Here is a 21,500-nt window from a genome sequence, read left to right as displayed (position 1 = left end):
TTTTCATGTCCCTCAGAAGGCTGCGTTGAGATCGATCATCAGAATGTCGGCGCCGTAGACGGGGACCAGCGCGGCACGGTCGATCGCGTCGGCGGACAGCCAGCGGGCGCCCAGCCAGGTGTTGCGGTAGAGGCCGAAGCCGCCCTCGAGGACGTAGCCTTCGAGGTCCGTGCCGCCGGCGCCGAAATCGCTGTCGGTGAAGATGTCGAGCACCGAGTCGGTCTCGAGACGTTTGTAGGCGCCGGCGACGAACCAGTCGCCGAAGTCCGCCATGACCGGCGTGCCGAGATCGAAACGCACCTGCCACGCGGTGTCGCCCGGATCGGCGGAGCTGGATTCGAGCGCGGCGATCGCCTCGGCATCGAAGGCCAGGTTGCGGGCGAAATCGCCGGTCAGGCGCATTTCGACATCGCCGAACATCCGGTAGCCGATCGAGGCCGTGACATTGAGCACGTCGAAATCGGACGACAGGCCGATCAGCTGGGTGGTCGCATCGTTGCGGATGTTGAACTTGGAATTGCCGATGCCGACGACCGACAGCGCGGTATAGTCGGTCAGGCGCGAATCCTGCGCGTTCTTGATCCCTTCCATATTGCGGTAATCGTAATAGGCGACGCCGGCCTTGAACGAGAGATCGCCGGCCTTCACCTCGCCGCCGGCCTGGGCACCCCACATCCAGCGTTCGAGATCCACCACATTGGTCTGGCGCGATTCCAGGGGAAACGCTCCGGCAGTCGCGAAAACCCTGACGTCGCCGGTTACCGGCACGCGCAGATTGGCGGCCACGCCTTCGGGATTGATATCCTCGTCCCAGACCAGATCGGTCGAGAAGAAGGGGTTGGGCATTCGCCCGCCGGTGAGCGTCAGCTCGTCGAGCGGACGCACCGACAGGTATGCCCGGTCGATCCACAGACCGTCCTTCTGGAAGTATTCGCCGAGCAGCGCATTGGTCGAGATCGGGCTGCGGTCGCGGCCGGCGGCGAGCCGCAGGCCGAACTCCACGGTATCGGCGACCCGCGCCTTGACGCCCAGGCGGGCGCGGTAGAGCGAGCGCCCGAAATCGTTGGTCGTGTTGAGCGTGGGCACGCCCTCGCCTTCGACGACGCCGCCGGCATCGTTGATCGCCTGGAGATCGGGAAAGCCGAAGTAGTTGTCGTCGCTGAAATAGACCTGTTCGCGCCGCAGGCGGATGTCGCCGGACAGTTCGATGCCGTCGATCCATTCGGGGATCGGGTCGGCGGTGATCCAGCGCTCTTCCTGCGCCTTGGCGATGACCTCGGCCTTCACTTCCTCGCGGATCTGCTCGCGCACGACTTCGGGCACATAGGGCACCTCGATCGCATTGGCCTCGGCCATCTCGCGCGCCTTCTTCTCCTCCACGCGCGCCTTCGCCCGGTCGAGCAGGCCTTGTGCCTTCTCGGCGGACAGAAGCCCTTCGTCGACCATCAGCTGAAGGAGTTCGAGCGAAAACTCCGGATCGTCCGATTGCGCCGAGGCCGGGGCCGCGGCGGCCAGGGCCAGCCCGGCGCCGCAAGACATCAGAATGCCTCGAAAAGAGATTTTCATAGATTCGATTCCCTGGATCTGCGGCCCTGCCGGGCCTCAACTGCGTTTCATATCGATGATGGCGAAGGTTTGGGGTGGTCTGTCCTGTGGTCGTCCGACGCTGAGGCGCGGGAGGTTCTGGAGGACTCTCCGGACGGCCTCGTCGAGTTCGGGGTTTCCGGTGGAGGACTGGAGTGTGGCGCCGGTGAAGCGGCCGTCCTCTGCGATGGAGACCCGGACCCTGAGCGAGCCCCTGGCGACGCGGGTTTGCGGATCGCGCATGAGGGCGCGGCGGATATGGCTTTCGATATAGGCGCCCCACTGGCCGCCGCCGCCGCCGCCGGTGCCGCGGCCGAACAGGCCCCCGCCGCCGCCGGCTGCGAGGCGGAAGTTGTCCGAGCCCGCATCGGCCGGCCGGTCGAGCCCGGCAAGCTGGTTCGAGGCGCTGGTGTCGGGCGCGTCCTGCGGCTGGTCGACCGGCTCTTCGCTCGGCGTCTCGCTGGGCGGTTCCTCGCTCGGCTCGACGATCTCCTCTTCTTCTTCCATGATCGGCTCTTCCGGCGCCGGCTCGGGCGGCGGCGGGGGCTGGAGCATCTCGATCTCGGTGACGAAGCGCTCGCTGCCCGGCGAGAGATCGCCGTCGGGCCAGATCAGCCAGGCCAGGAGGCCGATCAGGGCAATCGGGGCCAGGATCGCTCCCGCCTGGCGGGCGCGTCCCTTCCTCTCGGACCGGGAGGGGGGGACCGGCTCGCTCATGACGGGCGCACCCGCTCGCTGACGAGGCCGAGCTGGTCGATGCCGACGCGGTTGCACACGTCGAGCACTTCCATGATCCGGCCGTACTGGGTGACCCGGTCGCCCTTCACCACGACCGGGAACTCCTCGGTCGTCGCCTTGAAGGTGCGCAGCTGCGATTCCAGCTCGTCGAGCGTCACCGGGAACGTATCGAGATAGATCTGCCCCTGCTCGTCGATCGTGATCGCCTTGGTCGTCGGCTTGGCCAGGCTCACCGAGGAGCTGGCCTTGGGCACGTTGACCTTGATCCCCTGCACCGCCGCCGTCGTCAGCAGGATGAAGATGATCAGCAGCACCAGCGTGAGATCGACCATCGGCGTGACGTTGATCTCGTCATAGGGCTTGCGCTTCTTCTGGACTTGCATCGCTCGTCTCCCCGTTCGGCCCCGCGCTCAGCCCGACACCGATGCGGCGGCGGACGATGGGCGGTAGGTCTCGGCAAGACGCTTCTCGAGCTCGTCGACGAAGACCTGGTTGTCGGTCTCGATCTTCTCGACCCGGGAGAGCAGCCAGTTGTATCCGAACAGCGCCGGGATCGCGACGGCAAGGCCCGCCACGGTCGCCAGCAGCGCGGCGGCAATGCCCGGCGCGATCGCGTTGATGTTGACGTCGCCTGCCGCCGCCACGCTGGCAAAGACGATCATCACCCCGATCACCGTGCCCAGCAGCCCCAGGAACGGACCGCCCGAGATGGCGATCGTCAGCAGCACCAGGCGCGCGTTCAGACGCTGCCCCTCGCGCGCCATCTGCGCATCCATCGCCGCGCGGATCGCCGCCACCGATTGCGGCGCCAGCGCGAACTGGTCGCGCGCCGAGCGGCGCCCTTCGGCCAGCCGCTGGCGCGTCTCCTCGCGTCCGACGGCGAACAGGCGGCCCAGCGTCGACACTTCGGGCCAGCTCAGCTTGTCCGAGTTGACCAGCCCGTCGTGCAGCCCCGCCTCGCCCGAACTGCGGTAGAAGTCCTGGCGGAAGGTATCGTTCGCCCGCTCCACCCGCGACAGCAGGCCCGCCTTCGCCACCATCACCGCAATGGCAATGGCCAGCATCGCCGTGAGGATCGCGATCACGATCCAGGCGTCCAGCGTCAGCGCGCCGAACAGGATGCTCACATAATTGTGCCCGCCGGCCTCCTCGGCCGCCTGCGCCTCGCCGCTGGCCTGGACGACAGCGGCATCGCGCCCCTGCGAGTTGGCGGCAAAGGCGACGAAGTCCGCAGACCGCGCGGTGTTGGCGCGCCACAGCTCGTCGATATCGCCCATGAAGCCGGGCAGCTCGCCATTGGCGCCGACGATCTCGCTGCCGCCCAGCGCCGGCAGGTCCGCCGCCAGCTGCGCCGCTTCGGCGCCATCGACATAGAGCCTCACCGCGCCGTCCCCGGCGGTCACCGCCAGATGCGCCCAGCTGCCCGAAGGCAGCGGCGCCGGCGCCGCCGCTTCCGCCCCGTCGACGCTGACGTAAGGCGTCGCGCCGCGCAGGCCGATCACCAGGCGCGAACCCGCCGCGCCGAGCTTGGTGTAAAGCGCGGCATCGGCCGGCATCTCGCCGGCCGGCTTGATCCAGGCCGACACCGTCATCTCGCCGCCGGCCGGCACGGTCAGCGACGGGCTCGCCGCAACCTGCATCCGGCTCTCGCCATCGAAGCGCGCGCCGCCGGCGACCAGGCCTTCGGGAACCAGTTGCCCCGTGAAGCTGCCGATCGTGTTGGCATTGGCCGTCTCGTCGCGCGGGGCCGCGCCATCGGCAAAGTGCACGACCAGCGATTGCTCGCCGTCATAGGTATCCGCCGGCGAAAGCGCCGACGAAGCCCCCTCGTTGCCGTAATAGGCATAGATCGTCCGGCTCCCGGACGAAACTTCCGGCAGCTTCACCCAGGCCAGCGCAATCTCCGCCTGGCGGTTGAAGCTCTCCAGATGGAAATCCAGCGGCGTGCCGTCCGCCGCAACAAAGCGAAGATCGCTGCCATCGTCCTTCAGCCGCGTGAAATCGACGTTCCCCGCATGAAGCCGAACCAGAACCGGCGCATTCTCAACCTCCCCCGCAACAACACCCGTGGCATCCACCGAAATCGCCTGGCGATACCCCCAATCGTCGCTCCACCAATCCTGCGCCGACGCCCCACCAGGTACAAACATGGCCAGAATGGCCAGGGTCATCAGTAGTTTTTTCATAGTCCCCGCTCCGAAGTCTGAAATATGGATTAGAAGTCGAGCCACAGCCGGAACTGGCCGCGAAGTCCGCCGAAGTCCGTGTCCACGGACTCTTCGTTCAGCAGCGGCGCAGCCAGCAGCAGCATCAGATTGGCATTGTCGAAGAACCGCGCGCGCAGGCCCCCGCCCACGCTCAGCAGGCGCGTCCCGTCATCCACCACGCCGTCGTAAGCGAGGGGCTTGCGGATGGTGGTCAGGCCGGCATCGGAAAAGGCGAAAAGGCGCAGCTCGTTCAGATCGCCGCCCGACAGCGCCGGGCTGCGCAGCTCCACCTGCTGGGCATAGCCCAGGTCGCCCAGCGCGTGGCTTTCGGGATAGCCGCGCACGCTGTCCAGCCCGCCGATGGCGAATTCCTCGTTGCTGATCAGCGGCTCGCCCGAAAGCTGGCCGGCCATCGCGATCGACAGCTGCAGGTCGGCCGGCAAGCGGTACAATATGTCCAGGCTGGAACGCAGATAGATCCAGTTCGCGCTGGCCCGCGAACGCTTGGCGCGAAACTCCGCATTGGTCGCGTCCAGCCCGCGCAGCCCCATGTTCAGCGAGAGGTTGAAATTGGCGTCGAGCTGCTCGCCCCGGTGGTTCAGCCCATAGGCGAAGCTCAGCGGGACATAGTCGATCGGCGTCGACGCCGTATCGCCCCCCAGCACCAGATCTTCGCCGAAACTCTTGTAGTCGATCCCCGCGGTCAGGCTCTGATAGACGCTGTCGCCGGGGATCGAATAGATCGCCCGCAGACCGGCGATGTCGCCCGAGCCCAGCACGTTGATCCCGCCGACCGCGGCAATGTCGCTGTCGTTGTGCACCGCATAGGCAACCAGCGTCAGCGGGGTGCCCGAAACCGGCGCGACATAGGAGCCCGAGACAAGCCAGCTCTGATCCGGGTCTTCGGGGGTGAACTGGCCCTGCAGACTGATCGAATGATCGCGCTGCCAGAGATTGGCGTAAGTCACCGAAGCCGAAGCGCGCAGCCGCTCGGTCCGCGACGAATAGCGATCGTTCAGCTCCGCCGTCCAGTGAAACGGCGCGCTTTCGGTCACCTCGAGATCGACGTCGACCGTGTCCGGCGTCGCCCCCGCCCGCAGCGCCGGCGCGATCACCCGGTCGCGCGAGGTGTTGAGCGCAGCAATGTCCTCGCTGACGTCGTTGTAGTTGGGCACCGTGCCTTCCGCCAGCGACGGCGCCTTCTCCCTGATCTTCTGCGGAGAGGTCCATTCCGCACCGGTCACCCGCAAGCGCCCGACGCGCAGCTCGGTCACCTCGAAACGAACGACCCCGCCGCGCACGTCCTGCTGGGGCACGCGGACCGCAACCGTCTGATACCCGCGATCGCGATAGGCCTTCTCCAGCGCAGCCCGCGCCTCCTCGACATCCCCGATCGGCCGCCCCGGCCCCAGAAAGGGATAGATCGCACGCTCCACCTCGATCTGGGGCAGAACCGTGTTCCCCTCCACGCGATACCGCAAAATATCGACGCGGCGGTCGCCGGCCTCTTCTTGCGCATAAGCCTGGGCGGAGGCCGCGCCGGACAGCAAAACCGCACTCGCCGCGCGAACCCAGAACGACGTCGACATCAACAGAGCCCCACTTCGATCCCGTTTTGCGAAAGACGATCTCAATCGATCCCTTCCGCTCCAATCTCGAGGCGGCAGCTAGGCTTTCAGTATGACGATTCGAAGACTCTTAATGAAGATAATCTTGGATTGTTCGATTTGTATAAATACAAATATAATACAAATAGGAAAAGGTGGCGCCAAACATAAGTGTTTGACGCACCGATTACCTGAACAGGTAAAGTCTTCATTATTACCCTGCCTTTACAGGCAGGGCACAGCAGCGGCCAAAGCCGCCTTCTCTTTCACGGCAGTGAAAGATTTCGGCGCCGGATTCCGCTGCCCGCCATGCGGCGGACTGTCTGTAGACGTTCGGCCCCGGCCAATCCGCATCATCTGCGAAAAATTTTTTTAGCGGGCCGGCTCGAGCACGATCGAATCCTCGCGCCGCTCGGCCTTCAAGCCGTAAAGCGCGGCGATGCTCTTCGCGAACTCCTCGCTTCGGTGAACGCGGAAAGAGCCTGTCACATGGCGGCTGCGGGCCTGCGGATCGTTCACGACGATCGGCGTATCGGTGTACCGGTTGATCTCGTAGACCGCCTCGGGCAGCGGGGTCCGGTCGAACACCAGTTCGCCGTGCCGCCAGGCGGTCAGCCTGTTCAGTTCCGGGCGATCTATCCGTGTCGCATCGTCGGCGAACATCAGCCGTTCACCCGGCTTCAGGACCGTCTCCCCGGCGCCGGCGCCGGTCACGCGCACGCTCCCCTCGATCAGGGTGACCCAGGCCCCTTTCGCGTCGCGGCGAACCACGAAGGACGTGCCGAGGGCAGTCACCCGATAGTCGTCGACCGCAACGACGAAGGGACGCGCGGGGTCGCGCGCCACGTCGAACAGCGCCTCGCCATGGTCGAAACGAACGACGCGCCGCTGGTCCCCGTACGATACCTTCAGCCTGGTCGCGGTGTTGAGCGAAACCCGCGTGCCATCGTCCAGCACGGCGACCTGCTGCGCACCGACCGCGGTCGAGAACATTTCCCCGCCGGGGCGCAGGAAGAAGACAGTGGCCAGCAGAATGGCAATGCAGGCGGCACCGAGCGCGGCCCACCGGCCTGCCCCCTTGGCCAGGAAACCGGACCGTGGCGGCACGCTTGCCGGAGCGGGCTCCCTGTACGGGGCCAGGACCGTGTCGAGGTCCGACCAGATCGCTTCGGCGGCGGCATAGGCGGCCTGGTTGGCCGAATCGGCCGACAGCCAGGAATCGAAATCTTCCGCGGTTTCCGCGGACGCGGACGTCCGGTTGCCGGCAAACCAGCTTGCCGCCTCCATCGCGGCGACATCCTCGCGCGTCGGTTGATCCGATGAACCGCTCATTCTTCCATCCAGGTCATCAGAAACAACATTCCCTTTCTCAGCCGCTTCTCCACTGCACTCACGCTCAGACCTTCGCGGCGGGCGATCTCTGCAACCGAAAGCATCTCCAGCTTCTGCGCCTTCACGATGGCGCGCGTGCGTTCATCGAGGGCCGAGAAGCCGGCCTCCAGTTTCTCTAGACGTTTACGACCTTCCAAAACCGCATCGGGAAGCGGTGCGGGATCGGCGATCGGCAGGTCTTCGACCGGCCGGTCGCTCCCCGACCAGCGCCTTTTCCGCCGGCCGTCGTCGATCGACAGGTTCATGGCCGTCCGGTACAGGAATCCCGATGGCGCCTGCACTTTGCCTTTTGCCTGCTGCTCCGAAAGCCGCAGGTACGCGGACTGGACGAAATCTTCCGCATCCTCCGGCGAGACGCCGCGCCTGAGCAAAGCACGTATGGTCTTGGCCATGGCTTCACGATCGGGGTGCATGCCGCGCTCTTAGGGGAGAAGCCGGACCACAACCAGCCCGCGATCTTCACCGGTAGCATATACGGGCAATCCGCTGCGCGACCCGGCGAACGGACAAGCGCTGCCGGGAGCCGCCCGTGCGCGGTGGGTGCGAATCGAACGCTTGAAAGGAATGGTGCCGCTTACGTGACTCGAACACGTGACCCCATCATTACGAATGATGTGCTCTACCAACTGAGCTAAAGCGGCACTGATCGCGGGCCTTTATCGGCACCGCGGGCGGGCCGCAATGCCTGGCTTCGCGAAGAGTGGAGGCCCGAGCCGGAATCGAACCGGCGTGCAAGGATTTGCAGTCCTCTGCGTAACCACTCCGCCATCGGGCCTCGTCCCCTTGCATCGGCGGAATGCAAAAGGAAGCGGCCCCCTAGCGGCTCGGCCGCGCCAAGGCAATCGGTTAGCTGCACGGGCGGCGCAGGGAATGCTCTGCGCGGGCGGCGGCAAGAGGTGCTGCGGCCCTTCGCTCCTGCGACCTTCCGTAACGTCAGTCTGGACCGGGCCTGACGAATACGTAAAGCTGGCGCGCATGAGCATTGCCAGCCTGATCGACCCCGTCACCGCCGCCGGCGGCCCCGCCAACCTGTCGCAGGCCGAGGCCTGGATGCAGGGCCGCACGCTTTACGGCGGGGCCTCGGCCCTGGTGGCCTATACCGCCGCGATTCGCGCTTTCCCCGATCTCCCGCCGCTGCGCGCGGCGCAGGTGGGCTTTGTGGCCCCGGTCGGCGGCGAGATCGAGCTTCGGCGCGAGATCGTGCGCCAGGGGCGCAACGTCGCGCAGGTCCGCAGCGAGATCTGGGTCGACGATCGGTGTGCGCTGACCGCGCTGTGGCTGTTCGGGACCGCGCGCGAGCCCAATGCGGTTCACCCCGCCGCCAAGCCGGAAAACTGGCCCGGCGGGCCGGAAGGGGCGGAACCGGTCATGACCGATGCGGGCCCGGCGTTCATTCGCAACAATTTCGAACTGCGCCGGGCGCAGGAGGAGCGCGGCCCGGGCGCGCCGGTGGTGCGCCGATGGGCGCGGCTGACCCAGCGCGACCTGCTGGACCCGGTGTCCGAGCTGATCCTGATGGGCGACGTCCTGCCGCCGGGCGCGATGCGCGCAATGCAGCGGCAGGGGCCGGTCAGCTCGATCAACTGGTCGTTCAACCTGCTCGACACCGCGCCCGCGACGCGCGAGGGCTGGTGGCTGTCCGAAAACGCCAGCCAGCATGCCGACGAAGGCTATTCCTCCGAACGGCTGCGGCTGTGGAACGCCGACGGCCGGCAAGTGCTCGACGCGATGCAGGCGGCGGCGATTTTCGGCTGATCCGGCCGGCTTACACGTCGGCGAACTTCGGCGGCCGCTTCTCCATTCCGGCCATGACCGCCTCGACCTGATTGGGCGTGCGCATGACCTTGTGCTGCTCGATGCTTTCCTCGAGCAGGATTTCGTCGGTCGGGCGGTCGGTCATTGCCGCGAAGAGGCGCTTGGCGGCGCGGATCGCGTGGGGGCTGCGGTTGGCGATTTCGTGCGCGATCGCGGTCGCGCGGGCGACGGGATCGGCATCGACATGGGTCGCCAGGCCCAGCTCGCGCGCTTCCTCGCCGCTGAATTCGCGATTGGTATAGACCAGCTCGCGCAGCACGTCGTCGCGGACCAGCCCGCGCCAGAGCGCGAAGCCGGCCATGTCGGGCACGAGGCCCCATTTCATCTCCATGATCGCCATGCGCGTGTCGGGCGCGGCGACGCGGATGTCCGCCCCGCTGGCGATCTGCAACCCGCCGCCGAAGCACACGCCGTGGACCGCCGCGATCACCGGCACCGGCAGCTTGCGCCACTGCATCGCCACCTGCTGGAACAAGTTGGCGTTGCCGTGCGTGCGCTCGGTGAGCCGGGGCGCATCGGGGTCGCGCGGCTTCGCGAAATTCGACAGGTCCAGCCCCGCGCAGAACGCCCGCCCTTCGCCCGAAAGCACGACCGCGCGCAGGCCCTTCATTTCGTAGAGCGCCTGCCCCGCCTCGACGATGCGGGCGAACATTTCCGGGTCGAGCGCGTTCATCTTGTCGGGCCGGGTCAGCCGCACTTGCGCCACCCCGTCGCCCCCGAGTTCGACCGACACCCGCTCGTTCTCGCGAAATTCCATGTTCGTCCCCGCCTCTTCTGCCGTTCGGTTCGATCCGGCGCGCGGCGCGCGGGATCGACTGTCAGGCGGCATCGTCGCGCAAGCGTTCGGGGCTGTCCAGCGCTTCGTTGGCGACGCGCAGCAGATAGCCGCGCGCGGGAACGGTCGCGATCAGGCCCTCGACCCCCACCGCGCGCAGGCAGGCCCTGATCCGGCATACGGCCACTGCCACGCGATTGGTCGCCGGATCGAATTCCAGCCGCCAGACCTGCCGGAGAAGCTGCCTGCGCGAGACCGGTTCGCCCGCGCGTTCGGCCAGATGCCACAGCACCGCAAATTCGCGCGGGTGAAGGCCCAGCCAGCGCGCGCCCACCTGGGCGTCGCGATGGAACATGTCGAGCAGCGCCGGCCCCGCCCGGATGGTGCGCGGCAACGACGAAAAATCCGTCTCCTCGCCGCACCACGTCACGTCCCGACCCCGCTTTCCATAAGTTCCCCCGGCCGCACAGTCTTGCGGCGGCCGGCCGGAGTTGTTTTCAGCAAGGCTGAGGCGGCACCGGCCCGGTGCCGTCTCGATGAAAGCGACTCTAGGAAGCGCGCGGGTGCAGCGTCAACGCCCGCTGCATCCGATCCGAAGGCAATCGCGCGGGAAACGCCGTCAGCCGGTGCCGGCGGCGGCGTTGATGCCGAGCGAGGCGAAGTAGCGCTTCACGTTGCGCGCCGCCTGGCGCAGGCGCTGTTCGTTCTCCACCATCGCGATGCGCACATATCCCTCGCCCTCCTCGCCATAGCCGACGCCGGGCGCGACCGCGACGTCGGCATGGGTCAGCAGCTGCTTGGAAAATTCGAGGCTCCCCATCTCCCGCAGCGCGGGCGGCAGCGGGGCCCAGGCGAACATCGACGCCCGGGGCGGCGGAATGTCCCACCCCGCGCGGCCGAAAGCCTCGACCATGACATCGCGCCGCTTGTGATAGAGTTGGCGGTTGGTCTCGACGATATCCTGCGGGCCGTTGAGCGCGGCGCAGGCGGCGGCCTGGATCGGGGTAAAAGCTCCGTAATCGAGGTAAGATTTCACCCGGCTCATCGCCGCGATCAGATTGCGGTTGCCGACGGCAAAGCCCATGCGCCAGCCGGCCATCGAATAGGTCTTCGACATCGAGGTGAATTCGACCGCGACATCCTTCGCCCCCTTCACCTGCATGATCGAGGGAGTCGGGTTGCCGTCGAAATACAGCTCCGAATAGGCGAGGTCGGACAGGATCCAGACCTTGTTCTCCTTCGCCCAGGCGACCAGCCGTTCGTAGAACGCGAGGTCCACCACCTCCGCCGTCGGGTTGGAGGGGTAATTGACCACCAGCACGCTGGGCCGCGGAACGGTGAAATACATCGCCTTTTCCAGGCTGCGGAAATAGTGCTCGTCGGGCGTGGTCGGCACGCTGCGGATCGTCGCGCCGGCGATGATGAAGCCGAACGTGTGGATCGGGTAACTGGGGTTGGGCGCCAGCACGACGTCGCCCGGCGCGGTGATCGCGGTGGCGAGACTGGCCAGCCCTTCCTTCGACCCCATCGTCACCACCACTTCGGTTTCGGGATCGAGATCGACCCCGAAGCGCCGGCCATAATAATTCGCCTGGGCGCGGCGCAGGCCGGGAATGCCCTTCGACTGCGAATAGCCGTGCGCGTCGGGCTTGGCCGCGACTTCGCACAGCTTCTCGATCACATGGGCGGGCGGCGGCTGGTCGGGATTGCCCATCCCCAGGTCGATAATGTCCCGTCCCGCGCGCCGTGCCGCGTGCCGCATCGCGTTGACTTCGGCGATCACGTAGGGCGGCAGGCGCTTCATGCGGTAGAATTCGGTGTCCATCGACCTCATCTCGTTACGGTGTTGGCGGAACGCGAGAAAACCTCGCGCATACGAATCGTAACCGAATAGCGGTCGCGGCGAAATGCGCTTTTGGCTATTGTGGGACGAACCGCGACTTCGAGGGAGCGCATCGATGCCCGAACGCCAGGACCCGTTTGCGACTTTCTTCGACATGCAGGCGGAGGCGATGCGCGAGATGATCGGCCGGTTCGCCGGCCCGGCAGGCGCGCCGGCCGGCGGGGACGTGACGCAATGGACCGAAACGGCCGAGCAGCTGCGCACGATGTGGTTCGATTTCGTCCAGGAGCGGCTGGCCGGCGGCGGCGATCCGGCCAACCCCCTCGATCCGGCGCACTGGATGCTGATGGCGCAGGGCTGGACCGGCTCCGCCCCGTTCGACCCCGCCGCCGCGCAGCGCATGATGGCCGAGGGGGTGGAGCTGTGGCAGAGCGTCGCCGGGGCGATGCTCGACGGCGGCGACGGCGACGCGGCCGGCCGCGAGAAGGGCGCGCCCGCCCTCCCGCGGCAGGACCGGCGCTTCGCCGACCCGGCCTGGCGCGAACATCCGGCCTATGCGCTGCTGCACCAGACGTACCTGATGCTGGCCGACCACTTCACCCGCGCCGCGCGGGAAGTCGACGGCGTTCCCGATGAGCAGAAGGGCCAGCTTGCCCTCGCCACCCAGGCCCTGCTCGATGCGATGAGCCCGGACAATTTCCTCGCCACCAATCCGGTCGTGCTGAAACGGACGGTCGAAACCTCCGGACAGAATCTGGTCAAGGGTATGCAGCACCTGATCGCCGACTTGCGGCGCGGCCAGCTGACGCATACCGATGCCGGGGCCTTCGCGCTGGGCGAAAACCTCGCCACCACGCCCGGCAAGGTGGTGCACGAAACCCCGCTCTACCAGCTGATCCAGTACAGCCCTTCGACCCCGGACGTCCTGGCCGTGCCGCTGGTGATCTTCCCCCCGTGGATCAACCGCTTCTACATCCTCGACCTTTCGCCGAAGAAGAGCTTCGTCAAATGGGCGGTGGATCGGGGGCTGAGCGTGTTCATGGTCAGCTGGAAATCGGCCGACGCCAGCATGAAGGACGTTGTCTGGGACGACTATATCCGCGCCCAGATCGACGCGATCGACCATGTCCGCGCGCGGCTGCGCGTCCCCGCGGTCCACGCGATCGGCTATTGCGTAGCGGGCACGACGCTGGCCGCGACGCTGGCGATCCTCGCGCGGCGGGGCGAGGCGGACAAAGTGGCCAGCGCGACGTTCTTCACCGCGCAGGTCGATTTCGAAAAGGCCGGCGAGTTGCGCAGCTTCGTCGACGGGGCGCAGCTCGAAATGATCGGCAAGCTCTCGCCCGAAGGCTATCTCGACGGGCGCTATATGGCCGCGACCTTCAACGCCTTGCGCGGCAAGGACCTGATCTGGAACTACGTCGTCAACAACTACCTGCTGGGGGAAGATTACCCGGCCTTCGACCTGCTGCACTGGAACGGCGACGTGACCAACCTGCCCGCGAAGTGGCACGGCGATTACCTGCGCGATCTCTATCGCGACAACAAGCTGGTCGTGCCCGACGCGCTGGAAGCCGACGGGACGCCGATCGACCTGACCCGGATCGAGACCCCGGTGTTCATCCAGGCCGGGCGCGAGGATCATATCGCCCCGGCCGAAAGCGTCTGGCGCGCCACCCGCCATTTCCGCGGCGATACCACCTTCGTGCTCGCCGGGTCGGGCCATATCGCCGGCGTGGTCAATCCGCCCGCGGCGAACAAGTACCGGTACTGGACCGGCGACAGCGCGGCCCCGTCGCTGGAGGCATTCGTCGACGGCGCGCAGGAGCATCCCGGTTCGTGGTGGCCGCACTGGCTCGAATGGCTGGCGCGGCGCGACGACGCCAGAGTGCCGGCGAAAGGCAAGCGCAAGCCCGGCGGCCGCGGCGACAAAGTCGTCGAGGACGCGCCCGGACGCTATGTCATGATGCGGTGACACGGCGGCAGGCCGCGGCACGCGCGCCGAAAGTGGAACTTTGGTCTTGACATCGTAACCGACTTGGTTATATGTCGGTCCCGGATCGGGAGCGCGCGGTCGACCGTGCTTCCTCCTTTGCCCGTCGCGCCTCACGGCGGGCAGCGTGGCCGGTGCGGAGCGCGCGGGGCGGCGGCACACTTTGCTGCCGAGCTCGGTGACTTCGCCGGACACCGCGAATGGATGCGCGGGCCCTCGCCCGCCGAGGCCGCCCCGGCAGTCCCCGGCATCGGCCGGGAGTACGCGGCGGCGGTCCTTGGGCGGGAACGACCAGGCCCGGCAGCGATGCGGCGCAAGCCGCATACACCTGCGGTCGTGGCAGCGAGCCCCCACCGACGCAGGGCACCCCGTTCGCGGATTATCGGGCCGAGCCGGACGCGAGCGATGGCGCGACCCGGCCGTTCGCCAAAAGCCCTTCGCCCGTTGCCCCGCGATCCGCCATCCGGCGGCGCACCGGCCGCGCGATCTGCTTTTCCACCAGGCGTCATGGTCCGGGTTCGCCGCCGGATGCCCGGTCGCATCCCGCGCCGTTTGCGCGGCCTTCGCGCCACATGCTGCACTGCACAAAAATCGCTTGACTTCGCGCACCGCTCACCTATTTTGTGCAGTGCAACATAACCGAAGCATAGGCCGGGTATGGAACCCGCAGGCACAGGATGATCGTAATGGCGACGCAGGATGAAGCCAGCAACGACGCAGCGGCCGAGAAGGCTTACGCCGAAGCCGCAGCCAGCCAGAACGCCCGGATCGCCGGGACGGGCGATGCGAAGACGGGGAATGCGGCGCCCGCCGCTTCGGGCAAGCCCGCAACGCCCGCCGACAGCGAGACCACGACTGCCATGAAGACCGAGAAGACCGAGACCGAAACGACCCCGTCGCCCGCCCCGTCGAAGAAGACGCCGGCCGGCGATTCGAAATCGAAGACGGCGCCGGTCGCGAAGACCGCCGCGAAGAAAGCCACTGCCAAAAAGACCGCAACCAAGAAAACCGCCGCGAAGAAGGCCGCCGCTTCCCAGCCGGCGGCGAAAGTCGCGGCCCAACCCCGTTCGAAGGAAACCGACATGTCCAAGACCCAGACCAGCACCGATTACGCCGCGCAGATGAAGGAAGGCCTCGCCGAACTTCAGACCCACGCCCAGACCGCTTACGAGAAGAGCGCCGAATATGCCGCGGAGGCGCGCGAATTCTCGAAGGGCAACCTCGAGGCGATGGTCGAATCGGGCAAGATCTTCGCCGCCGGCCTGCAGGACCTGACCCGGGCCGCAGTCGAGGACAGCAAGTCCGCCGTCGAGACGATGACCGCCGACGCGAAGGAATTCGCCGCGGTCAAGTCGCCGACCGACTTCGTCCAGCTCCAGGGCCAGATCGCCAGCCGCAACTTCGATGCCGCCGTCGCGCAGTTCTCGAAGGCGACCGAAGCCTGGGTCAAGCTCGCCGGCGACGTCGCTGCGCCGCTTTCCAGCCGCGTCAGCCTGGCGATGGAAAAGGCCCGCACCACCGCGGCCTGATCGCGCGCCGGGCAGGCCGCGCCTCCCTCGCGGCAGGCCCCGGCACCATGAACACGGCACGGGCCGGCCAGCCACCACGCTGGCCGGCCCGTTTCGTTTTGCGTTTCCCCTTTTGCCGACGGGCCGGGCGGGGCATTAATCGTCCCGCAACCGCGCCATGCGATAGCTGCACCGGCACGCCCTACTTGCGAATGCCGGATACGATACGATATTCATTGTCCCATGCCGATCGACCGATATCCCTTGCAGACGATGCCCCTGCGCCCGCTGTGCGCGGGCGATGGCGATTCGCCCGACGGCGGACCGGGCGGGGGCGAAGGCGACGGCCAGGTCGGCATCGCCACCCGGACCCGAACCCGGCCGCAGAAGCCGAGCCAGTACAAGGTTCTGATGCTCAACGACGATTACACTCCGATGGAATTCGTCGTCATGTGCCTCAAGCGGTTTTTCCGCATGGACATGGAACAGGCCACGCGGGTCATGCTCCACGTCCACCAGCGCGGCGTGGGGGTCTGCGGGATCTTCCCTTACGAAGTGGCGGAAACCAAAGTGAACCAGGTGATGGATTTCGCGCGCCAGAACGAACACCCGCTGCAGTGCACGCTGGAAAAGGCCTGACCGATCGGCCCGTTCCTGCGCCGTTGGGGCATGACCGGCAGCGCAATTCGCGCTAGGGCATCGGCGAACCACCCCGAGCCGGACCCTTGCTGAAATCGATCCCCTCCCTCGACCGCTATATCTTCCGGCTGGTGATGCTGCCGATGCTAGGCGTGTTCGCGATCGCCGCCTCGCTGCTGCTGCTCGACAAGATGCTGCGCCTGTTCGATTTCGTCGCGGTCGAAGGCGGGCCGATCGGCGTCGTGTTCAAGATGCTCGGCGCGCTGATCCCCGAATATGCCAGCCTGGCGATTCCGCTCGGGCTGCTGCTCGGCATCCTCCTCGCCTTCCGCAAGCTGGCGACATCGAGCGAGCTCGACGTGATGCGCGCCGTCGGCCTCGGCTATGGCCGCCTGCTGCGCGTGCCCTATATCATCACCGCGGTGCTGATGGCGGTGAACGTCGCGCTCGTCTTCTACGTCCAGCCGGTCAGCCGCTATTATTACGAACAGCTCGAATACGAACTGCGTTCCGGCGCGCTGGGCGCCTCGATCAAGGTGGGCGAGTTCACCACCCTGGCCGATCGCATGGCGCTGAGGATCGAGGCGAGCGAAGACGAGGGGCGGCGGCTGCAGGGCATTTTCGCGCGAGTCGCGGACGAGAAGGGGCAGGTCCTGTCCATCTCCGCGCGCGAGGGGGCCTTCCTCGCGACGACCGACAGCCCCGACACGATCATCCTGCGGCTGACCGACGGCACGATCGTGCAGGACACCGGCAACACCACCCCGCGCGTGCTCAGCTTCACCCGGCACGACCTGCCGATCGACCTGCCGCAGATCGAGGCGTTCCGCGAACGCGGCGATGCCGAGCGCGAATATATCCTGCCCGAACTGCTCAAGATCGGGTGGAGCGACAGCACGACCCAGGCCAAGCGCGACGCCAGCCAGGCCAGTTTCAATTTCCGCATGGTCGAAGTGGTGATGATGGCCCTGATGCCGCTGCTGGCGGTGGCGCTGGCGATCCCGCCCAAGCGATCGACCAGCGCGCTGGGCGTGTTCGTGTCGATCGTGATGGTCGTCGCCTATCACAAGGTGAACCAGTATGGCGAGGATATCGCCGCGCTCGGCCGGTTCGACCCGGTCCTGGCGCTGTGGGTGCCGTTCGCGGTGTTCGCGGCGCTGATCGTGTGGATGTATCACAAGGTCGCCTATGTCCCCGGCGGGCAGCCGATCGGCGCGCTGGAAACGGCCTTCGCCAAGCTGGCGGAGCGCCTGCGCAAGCTGTTCGGCCGCCGGCGCCGGCCGCGCCCCGGCGAGATGGCTCCGGCGGAATAAGGCCCGGCAATGCAGCTCGATTTCTTCCCCTCGCGCACGCTGACGCTTTACCTGGCGAAGCTGTTCGTCGTGCGGATCGTGGCGATGCTGGCCGTCCTCGTGCTCGTGCTGATGATGCTCGACCTGCTCAGCACCAGCGGCAAGATCCTGGCCGCGCCGGGCAATGGCCAGGGCGAGCTGTGGACTTATGTCACCCTGCGGGTGCCCCAGCTTGTCGCGCGTTTCCTGCCCTATTCGGTCCTGCTGGCGACGATCATCGCGCTGGTCACGCTCAACCAGAACAGCGAAGTGATCGCGATGAAGGCCGCCGGCCTTTCCGCGCATCAGGTGCTGGCGCCGCTGCTGCTGACCGCGGCGGGGGTTTCGGCGATCAGCTTCGCTTTCAACGAGGTCGTCGTCACCCGCGCCACGGCCACGCTCAAGGCGTGGGAAGCGAACGACTTCGGCGCGATGCCCGAGGAGTCGGGCGTGCGCGCGAATGTCTATTTTACCGAGGGGAACGACGTGCTCACCGCCGCATCGCTGTGGGGCACGGGCGAGAACATCCGTATGCGCGGGGTGACCTGGTACCGGCGCGGCGAAGGCAGCGCGCTGATCGAGCAGGCGCGCGCGCAGACCGCCAGCTATGCCGCGCCAGGATGGCGGCTGGAGCAGGTGGAGCGGTTCGACGTCGCCACGGTCGACACGACCCGGCTCGACAGCCTGGTCGTCGCCAGGGGGCTGACCCCGGCCCGGATCGAGCTGGAGAGCGTCGATCCCGATACGCTGGGCGTGGTGCCGCTCTATCGTTCGATCATGGCCTACGAGGAAAGCGGTCGCCAGACCGACGAACTGCGCGCCAAATGGTGGCACAAGTTTTCCGGCCCGCTTTCGGCCTTCCTGATGCCGCTGCTGGGCGCGATCGCCGCCTTCGGCCTCGCGCGGTCGGGCCAGCTGTTCCTGCGCGCGATTATCGCGATGGCGCTGGGCTTCGCCTATTTCGTGATCGACAACGCCGCGCTGGCGATGGGCAGCTTCGGCGGATACCCCCCCTTCCTCGCGGCCTGGGCGCCGTTCTTCCTGTTCCTGCTGGTCGGCGAAACCGTGCTGATCCGCACCGAGGAATAGCGCCGGTCTCGTCGCGGCGGCGCCGGCCCACGCCCGCTGGCGGAACCGCGCCGCCGGCTCGCGAGTCTATCGCCATAGTGCCGCTATCGAGGAGACGCGATATGAAGACGCTCGCCCTGCCCGTTCTCGCCGCCAGCGTATTCGCGCTCGGCGCGTGCAGCGAGGCCAATGCGCCGACGCCGACGGAAACCGACACCGTGGCCGACGAGACCGTGCTTCCGGCGGCCGAGGAAACCCCCGCCGTCACCGAACAACCGGCCGAAGAGCGCGGCGACACGGTGTCGATCGACGAAAGCGGCGTCGAAGCCGACATCGGCGATGACAAGACCCGCGTGCGCGCGGATGTCGACGGCGATCCGTCGCTGAGGGTCGAAACGGACTGACCCGGCGATCCGCCGCCGACAGGAAAAAGGGCCGCCGCTCCAAACCGGAGCGCGGCCCGTTTTTCTGTCCGCCTGGCTCTGCCCGCCGGCGCGCGCCCGCGTCAGGCCCCGGTCCGGCGCCTGCCCATCGTGCTGCGGGCAATGCGCATGACCAGCGGGACCATGCCCGGATGGTTCGCCCCGGCATAAGTCGAATCGGTCCCCAGGTGCGCGGCGAGCCGGCGATGCGCCTCGCCCAGCGAGTGATAGGGCATACTCGGCAGCAGGTGATGCAGCGCGTGATAGCGCAGGCCGACCGGCGCCCAGATCTCCGCCATCCAGCCCGGCGGGGGCACGTTGACCGAATCGAGGAACTGCGCGGTTACCGTCATCGGTTCGCCGTCGTTCTCCCACAAATGCGCGACCAGTGTGCGCAGCTGGTTGAGCACCGCGGTGAGCGACAGCACCGCCAGCGCAATCAGCAGCGGGCGCCAGCCGATCGCGAACGTGCTGGCGATCAGCGCGATCGCCCACAGGCTGCCGCCCAGCTCCTGCCAGAAAACCCGCTTGCGCAACTCGCCTTCGGGCGGGCGGCGGCGGAATTCGGGGTTGATCGACAGCGCGGAGAACCGCTCCCACACCAGCTTGCGCACCGCGGGAAAGACCGCGCCCAGTGGCACCAGAACGGCAAAGCGGAACAGCAGCGCGGGCGGCGCCAGCAGCGCCACGGCGACGAACAGCGGCAGGCTCCACGGCTTCATCAGCGCAAGCGGCAGGTACTCCGGGTCCTCCACCGTGCCATACCGGGTGCGCGCGTGATGCAGCGTGTGCACCCCTTCGTACATGAACGACGGGGTCAGCACCGGAATGCCGACCAGCAGGTTCCACGCCAGGCGATAACCGGGCAGCGCGTCGCGGTGGATATGCGACAGCTCGTGGATGAACAGCAGCGCGCGATAGAGCGCCAGCGCGGCGACCACGCCCAGCGCGATCGCCAGCGGAACGCTTTCCACCAGGATCGCACCCGCGAGCGCGCCATAGCCGAGGCCCGCCGATAGCAGCGTGTCGGTCCAGTAAATCGCGGGCCGCGCGGCGGCGAGATCCTTCGTCAGGTCGCGCGCGGCGCGCAGCATCGCCTTGTCGTCCGCGATCGCAGCCTTGCCCGCCACGCGCGCCGCAGGCGGCGGAGCCGCGATATCGGCAGGATCGATCGTCTGATGCAGGTTCATGGTCGTGTTTCCCGGAAAGCCGCGTCTACAGCAAAAACGCCGCCGACGGAACAATCGCCGGCACGGGGCGCGAATATCGCTGTCGCTTGACAAGCCGCAGCAAGCACACACAGGGCTAACCCAAACTGAACAGGATGGCCCGTGACAGACGCCGAAATAGTGATCGAACCGGTTGACGGCAAGTCGGGGCGTGCGGCGTTCGTCGACCTGGGCCGCCGCTTTTCCGCCGAAACGCCCCATGCCGTGCCCCAGTTGCGCGGCGAGCAGATGGAACTGCTCGACCCGAAGAAGAACCCGCTGTTCGACCATGCCGAAGTGCAGCTGTTCATCGCGCGCCGGGGCGGTCGGGCGGTCGGGCGGATCGCCGCCTGCATCGACCGGCTGATGCTGGACATGCCACCGGAACAGGGCTTCGGCCCCGGCACCGGCATCTTCGGTTACTTCGACGCCGACGACGAGCCCGCGGCACGCGCCCTGCTGGCCGAAGCCGAACGCTGGCTGCGCGAGCGGGGGATGACCCGCGTGCTCGGCCCCATCTCGCTGTCGATGTGGGAAGAGCCGGGCCTGCTGATCGCCGGGCACGATCAGCCGCCCACCGTGCTGATGGGCCACCACCCGGCCCGCTATCGCGAATATATCGAAGGCGCGGGGTACGAGGTGGCCAAGCGGCTGTTCACTTACGCGCTCGACGTCACCGAGGACTTCCCCCCGCTCGTGCGCCGGATCGTCAAGTCGGGGCAGCGCAATCCGCGGATCAGGATTCGCCCGGTGGATCATGCCAACTATACGCAGGACGTGCGCACCGTGCTGCATATCCTCAACGATGCCTGGTCGAAGAACTGGGGCTTCGTCCCCTTCACCGAGCGCGAGATCGCCTATGGCGCGAAGAAGCTGCGCCCGCTGGTGCGCGAGGAACTGACGCGCATCGCCGAACTCGACGGCAAGCCGGTCGCCTTCATGCTGGCCCTGCCCAACGCGAACGAGCCGCTTGCCCGGATCGGGGGGAAGCTGTTTCCCTTCGGCTGGCTGACGATGCTGCGCTGGCTGCGCAAGCCGCGCGCGCGCGTGGCCCGCGTGCCGCTGATGGGGGTGCTGAAGGAATTTCACAATTCCCGGCTCGCCAGCCAGCTCGCCTTCATGATGATCAGCGCGATTCGCGAGGATACGACCCGCGCGAACGGAACGCAGCGCGGAGAGATCGGCTGGATCCTGGAAGACAACCAGGGCATGGTCGCGATCGCCGATGCGATCGAGAGCGAGATCAACCGCGAATACGCGATCTATCGCAAGCCCCTCTGACCCTTCGCCCCCTTCGCCGTAACGCCCCGGCAACGGCACCGAACTGTTGCGCGCGCGCCACCGTGCGGGAGAACCGACCGGCGGCGGGA

19 protein-coding genes and 2 tRNA genes are annotated in these 21,500 nt (G+C 67.1%); 8 read left to right on the top strand and 13 right to left on the bottom strand.

The genetic code is table 11. The features are described from left to right. Nucleotides 1–12 precede the first annotated feature (12 nt). From V5F89_RS05860 to V5F89_RS05820, 9 genes are all read right to left on the bottom strand, one after another. Nucleotides 13–1,539 carry a putative porin gene (locus V5F89_RS05860; RefSeq protein ID WP_338447304.1) on the bottom strand — a complete coding sequence of 509 codons (1,527 nt, stop codon included), beginning with the start codon at nt 1,537–1,539 and terminating at the stop codon, nt 13–15. Between the two features lie 63 nt (nt 1,540–1,602). After that, nucleotides 1,603–2,301 carry an energy transducer TonB gene (locus tag V5F89_RS05855; RefSeq protein WP_338447303.1) on the bottom strand — a complete coding sequence of 233 codons (699 nt, stop codon included), beginning with the start codon at nt 2,299–2,301 and terminating at the stop codon, nt 1,603–1,605. After that, nucleotides 2,298–2,705, bottom strand: a complete 408-nt coding sequence (locus tag V5F89_RS05850; protein WP_338447302.1) for a biopolymer transporter ExbD — start codon at nt 2,703–2,705, stop codon at nt 2,298–2,300. Before V5F89_RS05850 ends, V5F89_RS05855 begins: the two co-directional genes overlap by 4 nt. 27 nt (nt 2,706–2,732) lie before the next feature. Next, nucleotides 2,733–4,508: a DUF2341 domain-containing protein gene (locus tag V5F89_RS05845; RefSeq protein WP_338447301.1), complete on the bottom strand. Its 1,776-nt coding sequence runs from the start codon at nt 4,506–4,508 to the stop codon at nt 2,733–2,735. A 29-nt stretch (nt 4,509–4,537) separates the two neighbouring features. Further along, the gene (locus tag V5F89_RS05840; RefSeq protein ID WP_338447300.1) at nt 4,538–6,118 is read right to left on the bottom strand and encodes a ShlB/FhaC/HecB family hemolysin secretion/activation protein; all 1,581 of its coding nucleotides are present in this window, start codon (nt 6,116–6,118) and stop codon (nt 4,538–4,540) included. 390 nt (nt 6,119–6,508) lie between these two features. Then, nucleotides 6,509–7,468: a FecR family protein gene (locus V5F89_RS05835; RefSeq protein ID WP_338447299.1), complete on the bottom strand. Its 960-nt coding sequence runs from the start codon at nt 7,466–7,468 to the stop codon at nt 6,509–6,511. Next, on the bottom strand, nt 7,465–7,941 hold the full coding sequence (locus tag V5F89_RS05830; protein WP_338447298.1) for an RNA polymerase sigma factor: 477 nt from the start codon (nt 7,939–7,941) through the stop codon (nt 7,465–7,467). Before V5F89_RS05830 ends, V5F89_RS05835 begins: the two co-directional genes overlap by 4 nt. Nucleotides 7,942–8,093: 152 nt before the next feature. Further along, nucleotides 8,094–8,169 (bottom strand) — tRNA-Thr (locus V5F89_RS05825). A 60-nt stretch (nt 8,170–8,229) separates the two neighbouring features. Beyond that, nucleotides 8,230–8,303 (bottom strand) — tRNA-Cys (locus V5F89_RS05820). Between the two features lie 200 nt (nt 8,304–8,503). Here V5F89_RS05820 and V5F89_RS05815 point away from each other — a divergent pair. Beyond that, nucleotides 8,504–9,283, top strand: a complete 780-nt coding sequence (locus tag V5F89_RS05815; protein ID WP_338447297.1) for a thioesterase family protein — start codon at nt 8,504–8,506, stop codon at nt 9,281–9,283. Nucleotides 9,284–9,293: 10 nt separating this feature from the next. On the opposite strand, the gene V5F89_RS05810 is transcribed toward V5F89_RS05815, so the two are convergent. The 3 genes from V5F89_RS05810 to V5F89_RS05800 form a co-directional block, all read right to left on the bottom strand. Continuing rightward, nucleotides 9,294–10,100, bottom strand: coding sequence for a crotonase/enoyl-CoA hydratase family protein (locus tag V5F89_RS05810; RefSeq protein WP_338447296.1), 807 nt, complete (start codon nt 10,098–10,100; stop codon nt 9,294–9,296). A 61-nt stretch (nt 10,101–10,161) separates the two neighbouring features. Further along, on the bottom strand, nt 10,162–10,512 hold the full coding sequence (locus V5F89_RS05805; RefSeq protein ID WP_338447295.1) for a winged helix-turn-helix domain-containing protein: 351 nt from the start codon (nt 10,510–10,512) through the stop codon (nt 10,162–10,164). 225 nt (nt 10,513–10,737) lie between these two features. Further along, on the bottom strand, nt 10,738–11,943 hold the full coding sequence (locus tag V5F89_RS05800) for an LL-diaminopimelate aminotransferase (RefSeq protein ID WP_338447294.1): 1,206 nt from the start codon (nt 11,941–11,943) through the stop codon (nt 10,738–10,740). Between the two features lie 133 nt (nt 11,944–12,076). Between V5F89_RS05800 and V5F89_RS05795 the strand changes: the two genes are divergently transcribed. From V5F89_RS05795 to V5F89_RS05770, 6 genes are all read left to right on the top strand, one after another. Further along, nucleotides 12,077–13,936: a class I poly(R)-hydroxyalkanoic acid synthase gene (locus V5F89_RS05795; RefSeq protein WP_338447293.1), complete on the top strand. Its 1,860-nt coding sequence runs from the start codon at nt 12,077–12,079 to the stop codon at nt 13,934–13,936. A 704-nt stretch (nt 13,937–14,640) separates the two neighbouring features. Beyond that, the gene (locus tag V5F89_RS05790) at nt 14,641–15,483 is read left to right on the top strand and encodes a phasin family protein (protein ID WP_338447292.1); all 843 of its coding nucleotides are present in this window, start codon (nt 14,641–14,643) and stop codon (nt 15,481–15,483) included. A 222-nt stretch (nt 15,484–15,705) separates the two neighbouring features. After that, nucleotides 15,706–16,101, top strand: coding sequence for an ATP-dependent Clp protease adapter ClpS (gene clpS / locus V5F89_RS05785; RefSeq protein WP_338447291.1), 396 nt, complete (start codon nt 15,706–15,708; stop codon nt 16,099–16,101). An 86-nt stretch (nt 16,102–16,187) separates the two neighbouring features. Beyond that, a complete protein-coding gene (gene lptF, locus V5F89_RS05780) occupies nt 16,188–17,414 on the top strand; it encodes an LPS export ABC transporter permease LptF (RefSeq protein ID WP_425334378.1) in 1,227 nt (408 codons plus the stop codon). Between the two features lie 9 nt (nt 17,415–17,423). Further along, the gene (lptG, locus tag V5F89_RS05775; RefSeq protein ID WP_338447290.1) at nt 17,424–18,521 is read left to right on the top strand and encodes an LPS export ABC transporter permease LptG; all 1,098 of its coding nucleotides are present in this window, start codon (nt 17,424–17,426) and stop codon (nt 18,519–18,521) included. 101 nt (nt 18,522–18,622) lie between these two features. Further along, entirely contained in the window at nt 18,623–18,904 is a 282-nt protein-coding gene (locus tag V5F89_RS05770; RefSeq protein ID WP_338447289.1) for a hypothetical protein, read from the top strand. A 101-nt stretch (nt 18,905–19,005) separates the two neighbouring features. On the opposite strand, the gene V5F89_RS05765 is transcribed toward V5F89_RS05770, so the two are convergent. Continuing rightward, entirely contained in the window at nt 19,006–20,112 is a 1,107-nt protein-coding gene (locus V5F89_RS05765; RefSeq protein WP_338447288.1) for a fatty acid desaturase, read from the bottom strand. A 141-nt stretch (nt 20,113–20,253) separates the two neighbouring features. Between V5F89_RS05765 and V5F89_RS05760 the strand changes: the two genes are divergently transcribed. Then, entirely contained in the window at nt 20,254–21,411 is a 1,158-nt protein-coding gene (locus V5F89_RS05760) for an N-acetyltransferase (protein ID WP_338447287.1), read from the top strand. Nucleotides 21,412–21,500: the final 89 nt, after the last annotated feature.

The organism is Pelagerythrobacter marensis, assembly GCF_036700095.1.
GTDB classification, from domain to species: domain Bacteria; phylum Pseudomonadota; class Alphaproteobacteria; order Sphingomonadales; family Sphingomonadaceae; genus Pelagerythrobacter; species Pelagerythrobacter marensis_A.
This window is presented reverse-complemented; position numbering and strand designations above follow the sequence as displayed.

What these genes read in the sequence shown, in the direction of transcription:
- lptG (WP_338447290.1), top strand. Translation starts at nt 17,424, where the DNA reads ATGCAGCTCGATTTCTTCCCCTCGCGCACGCTGACGCTTTACCTGGCG.
- V5F89_RS05765 (WP_338447288.1), bottom strand. Translation starts at nt 20,112, where the DNA reads ATGAACCTGCATCAGACGATCGATCCTGCCGATATCGCGGCTCCGCCG.
- V5F89_RS05830 (WP_338447298.1), bottom strand. Translation starts at nt 7,941, where the DNA reads ATGCACCCCGATCGTGAAGCCATGGCCAAGACCATACGTGCTTTGCTC.
- V5F89_RS05800 (WP_338447294.1), bottom strand. Translation starts at nt 11,943, where the DNA reads ATGGACACCGAATTCTACCGCATGAAGCGCCTGCCGCCCTACGTGATC.
- V5F89_RS05855 (WP_338447303.1), bottom strand. Translation starts at nt 2,301, where the DNA reads ATGAGCGAGCCGGTCCCCCCCTCCCGGTCCGAGAGGAAGGGACGCGCC.
- V5F89_RS05770 (WP_338447289.1), top strand. Translation starts at nt 18,623, where the DNA reads ATGAAGACGCTCGCCCTGCCCGTTCTCGCCGCCAGCGTATTCGCGCTC.
- V5F89_RS05850 (WP_338447302.1), bottom strand. Translation starts at nt 2,705, where the DNA reads ATGCAAGTCCAGAAGAAGCGCAAGCCCTATGACGAGATCAACGTCACG.
- V5F89_RS05790 (WP_338447292.1), top strand. Translation starts at nt 14,641, where the DNA reads ATGGCGACGCAGGATGAAGCCAGCAACGACGCAGCGGCCGAGAAGGCT.
- V5F89_RS05840 (WP_338447300.1), bottom strand. Translation starts at nt 6,118, where the DNA reads ATGTCGACGTCGTTCTGGGTTCGCGCGGCGAGTGCGGTTTTGCTGTCC.
- V5F89_RS05845 (WP_338447301.1), bottom strand. Translation starts at nt 4,508, where the DNA reads ATGAAAAAACTACTGATGACCCTGGCCATTCTGGCCATGTTTGTACCT.
- V5F89_RS05810 (WP_338447296.1), bottom strand. Translation starts at nt 10,100, where the DNA reads ATGGAATTTCGCGAGAACGAGCGGGTGTCGGTCGAACTCGGGGGCGAC.
- V5F89_RS05815 (WP_338447297.1), top strand. Translation starts at nt 8,504, where the DNA reads ATGAGCATTGCCAGCCTGATCGACCCCGTCACCGCCGCCGGCGGCCCC.
- V5F89_RS05795 (WP_338447293.1), top strand. Translation starts at nt 12,077, where the DNA reads ATGCCCGAACGCCAGGACCCGTTTGCGACTTTCTTCGACATGCAGGCG.
- clpS (WP_338447291.1), top strand. Translation starts at nt 15,706, where the DNA reads ATGCCGATCGACCGATATCCCTTGCAGACGATGCCCCTGCGCCCGCTG.
- V5F89_RS05860 (WP_338447304.1), bottom strand. Translation starts at nt 1,539, where the DNA reads ATGTCTTGCGGCGCCGGGCTGGCCCTGGCCGCCGCGGCCCCGGCCTCG.
- V5F89_RS05835 (WP_338447299.1), bottom strand. Translation starts at nt 7,468, where the DNA reads ATGAGCGGTTCATCGGATCAACCGACGCGCGAGGATGTCGCCGCGATG.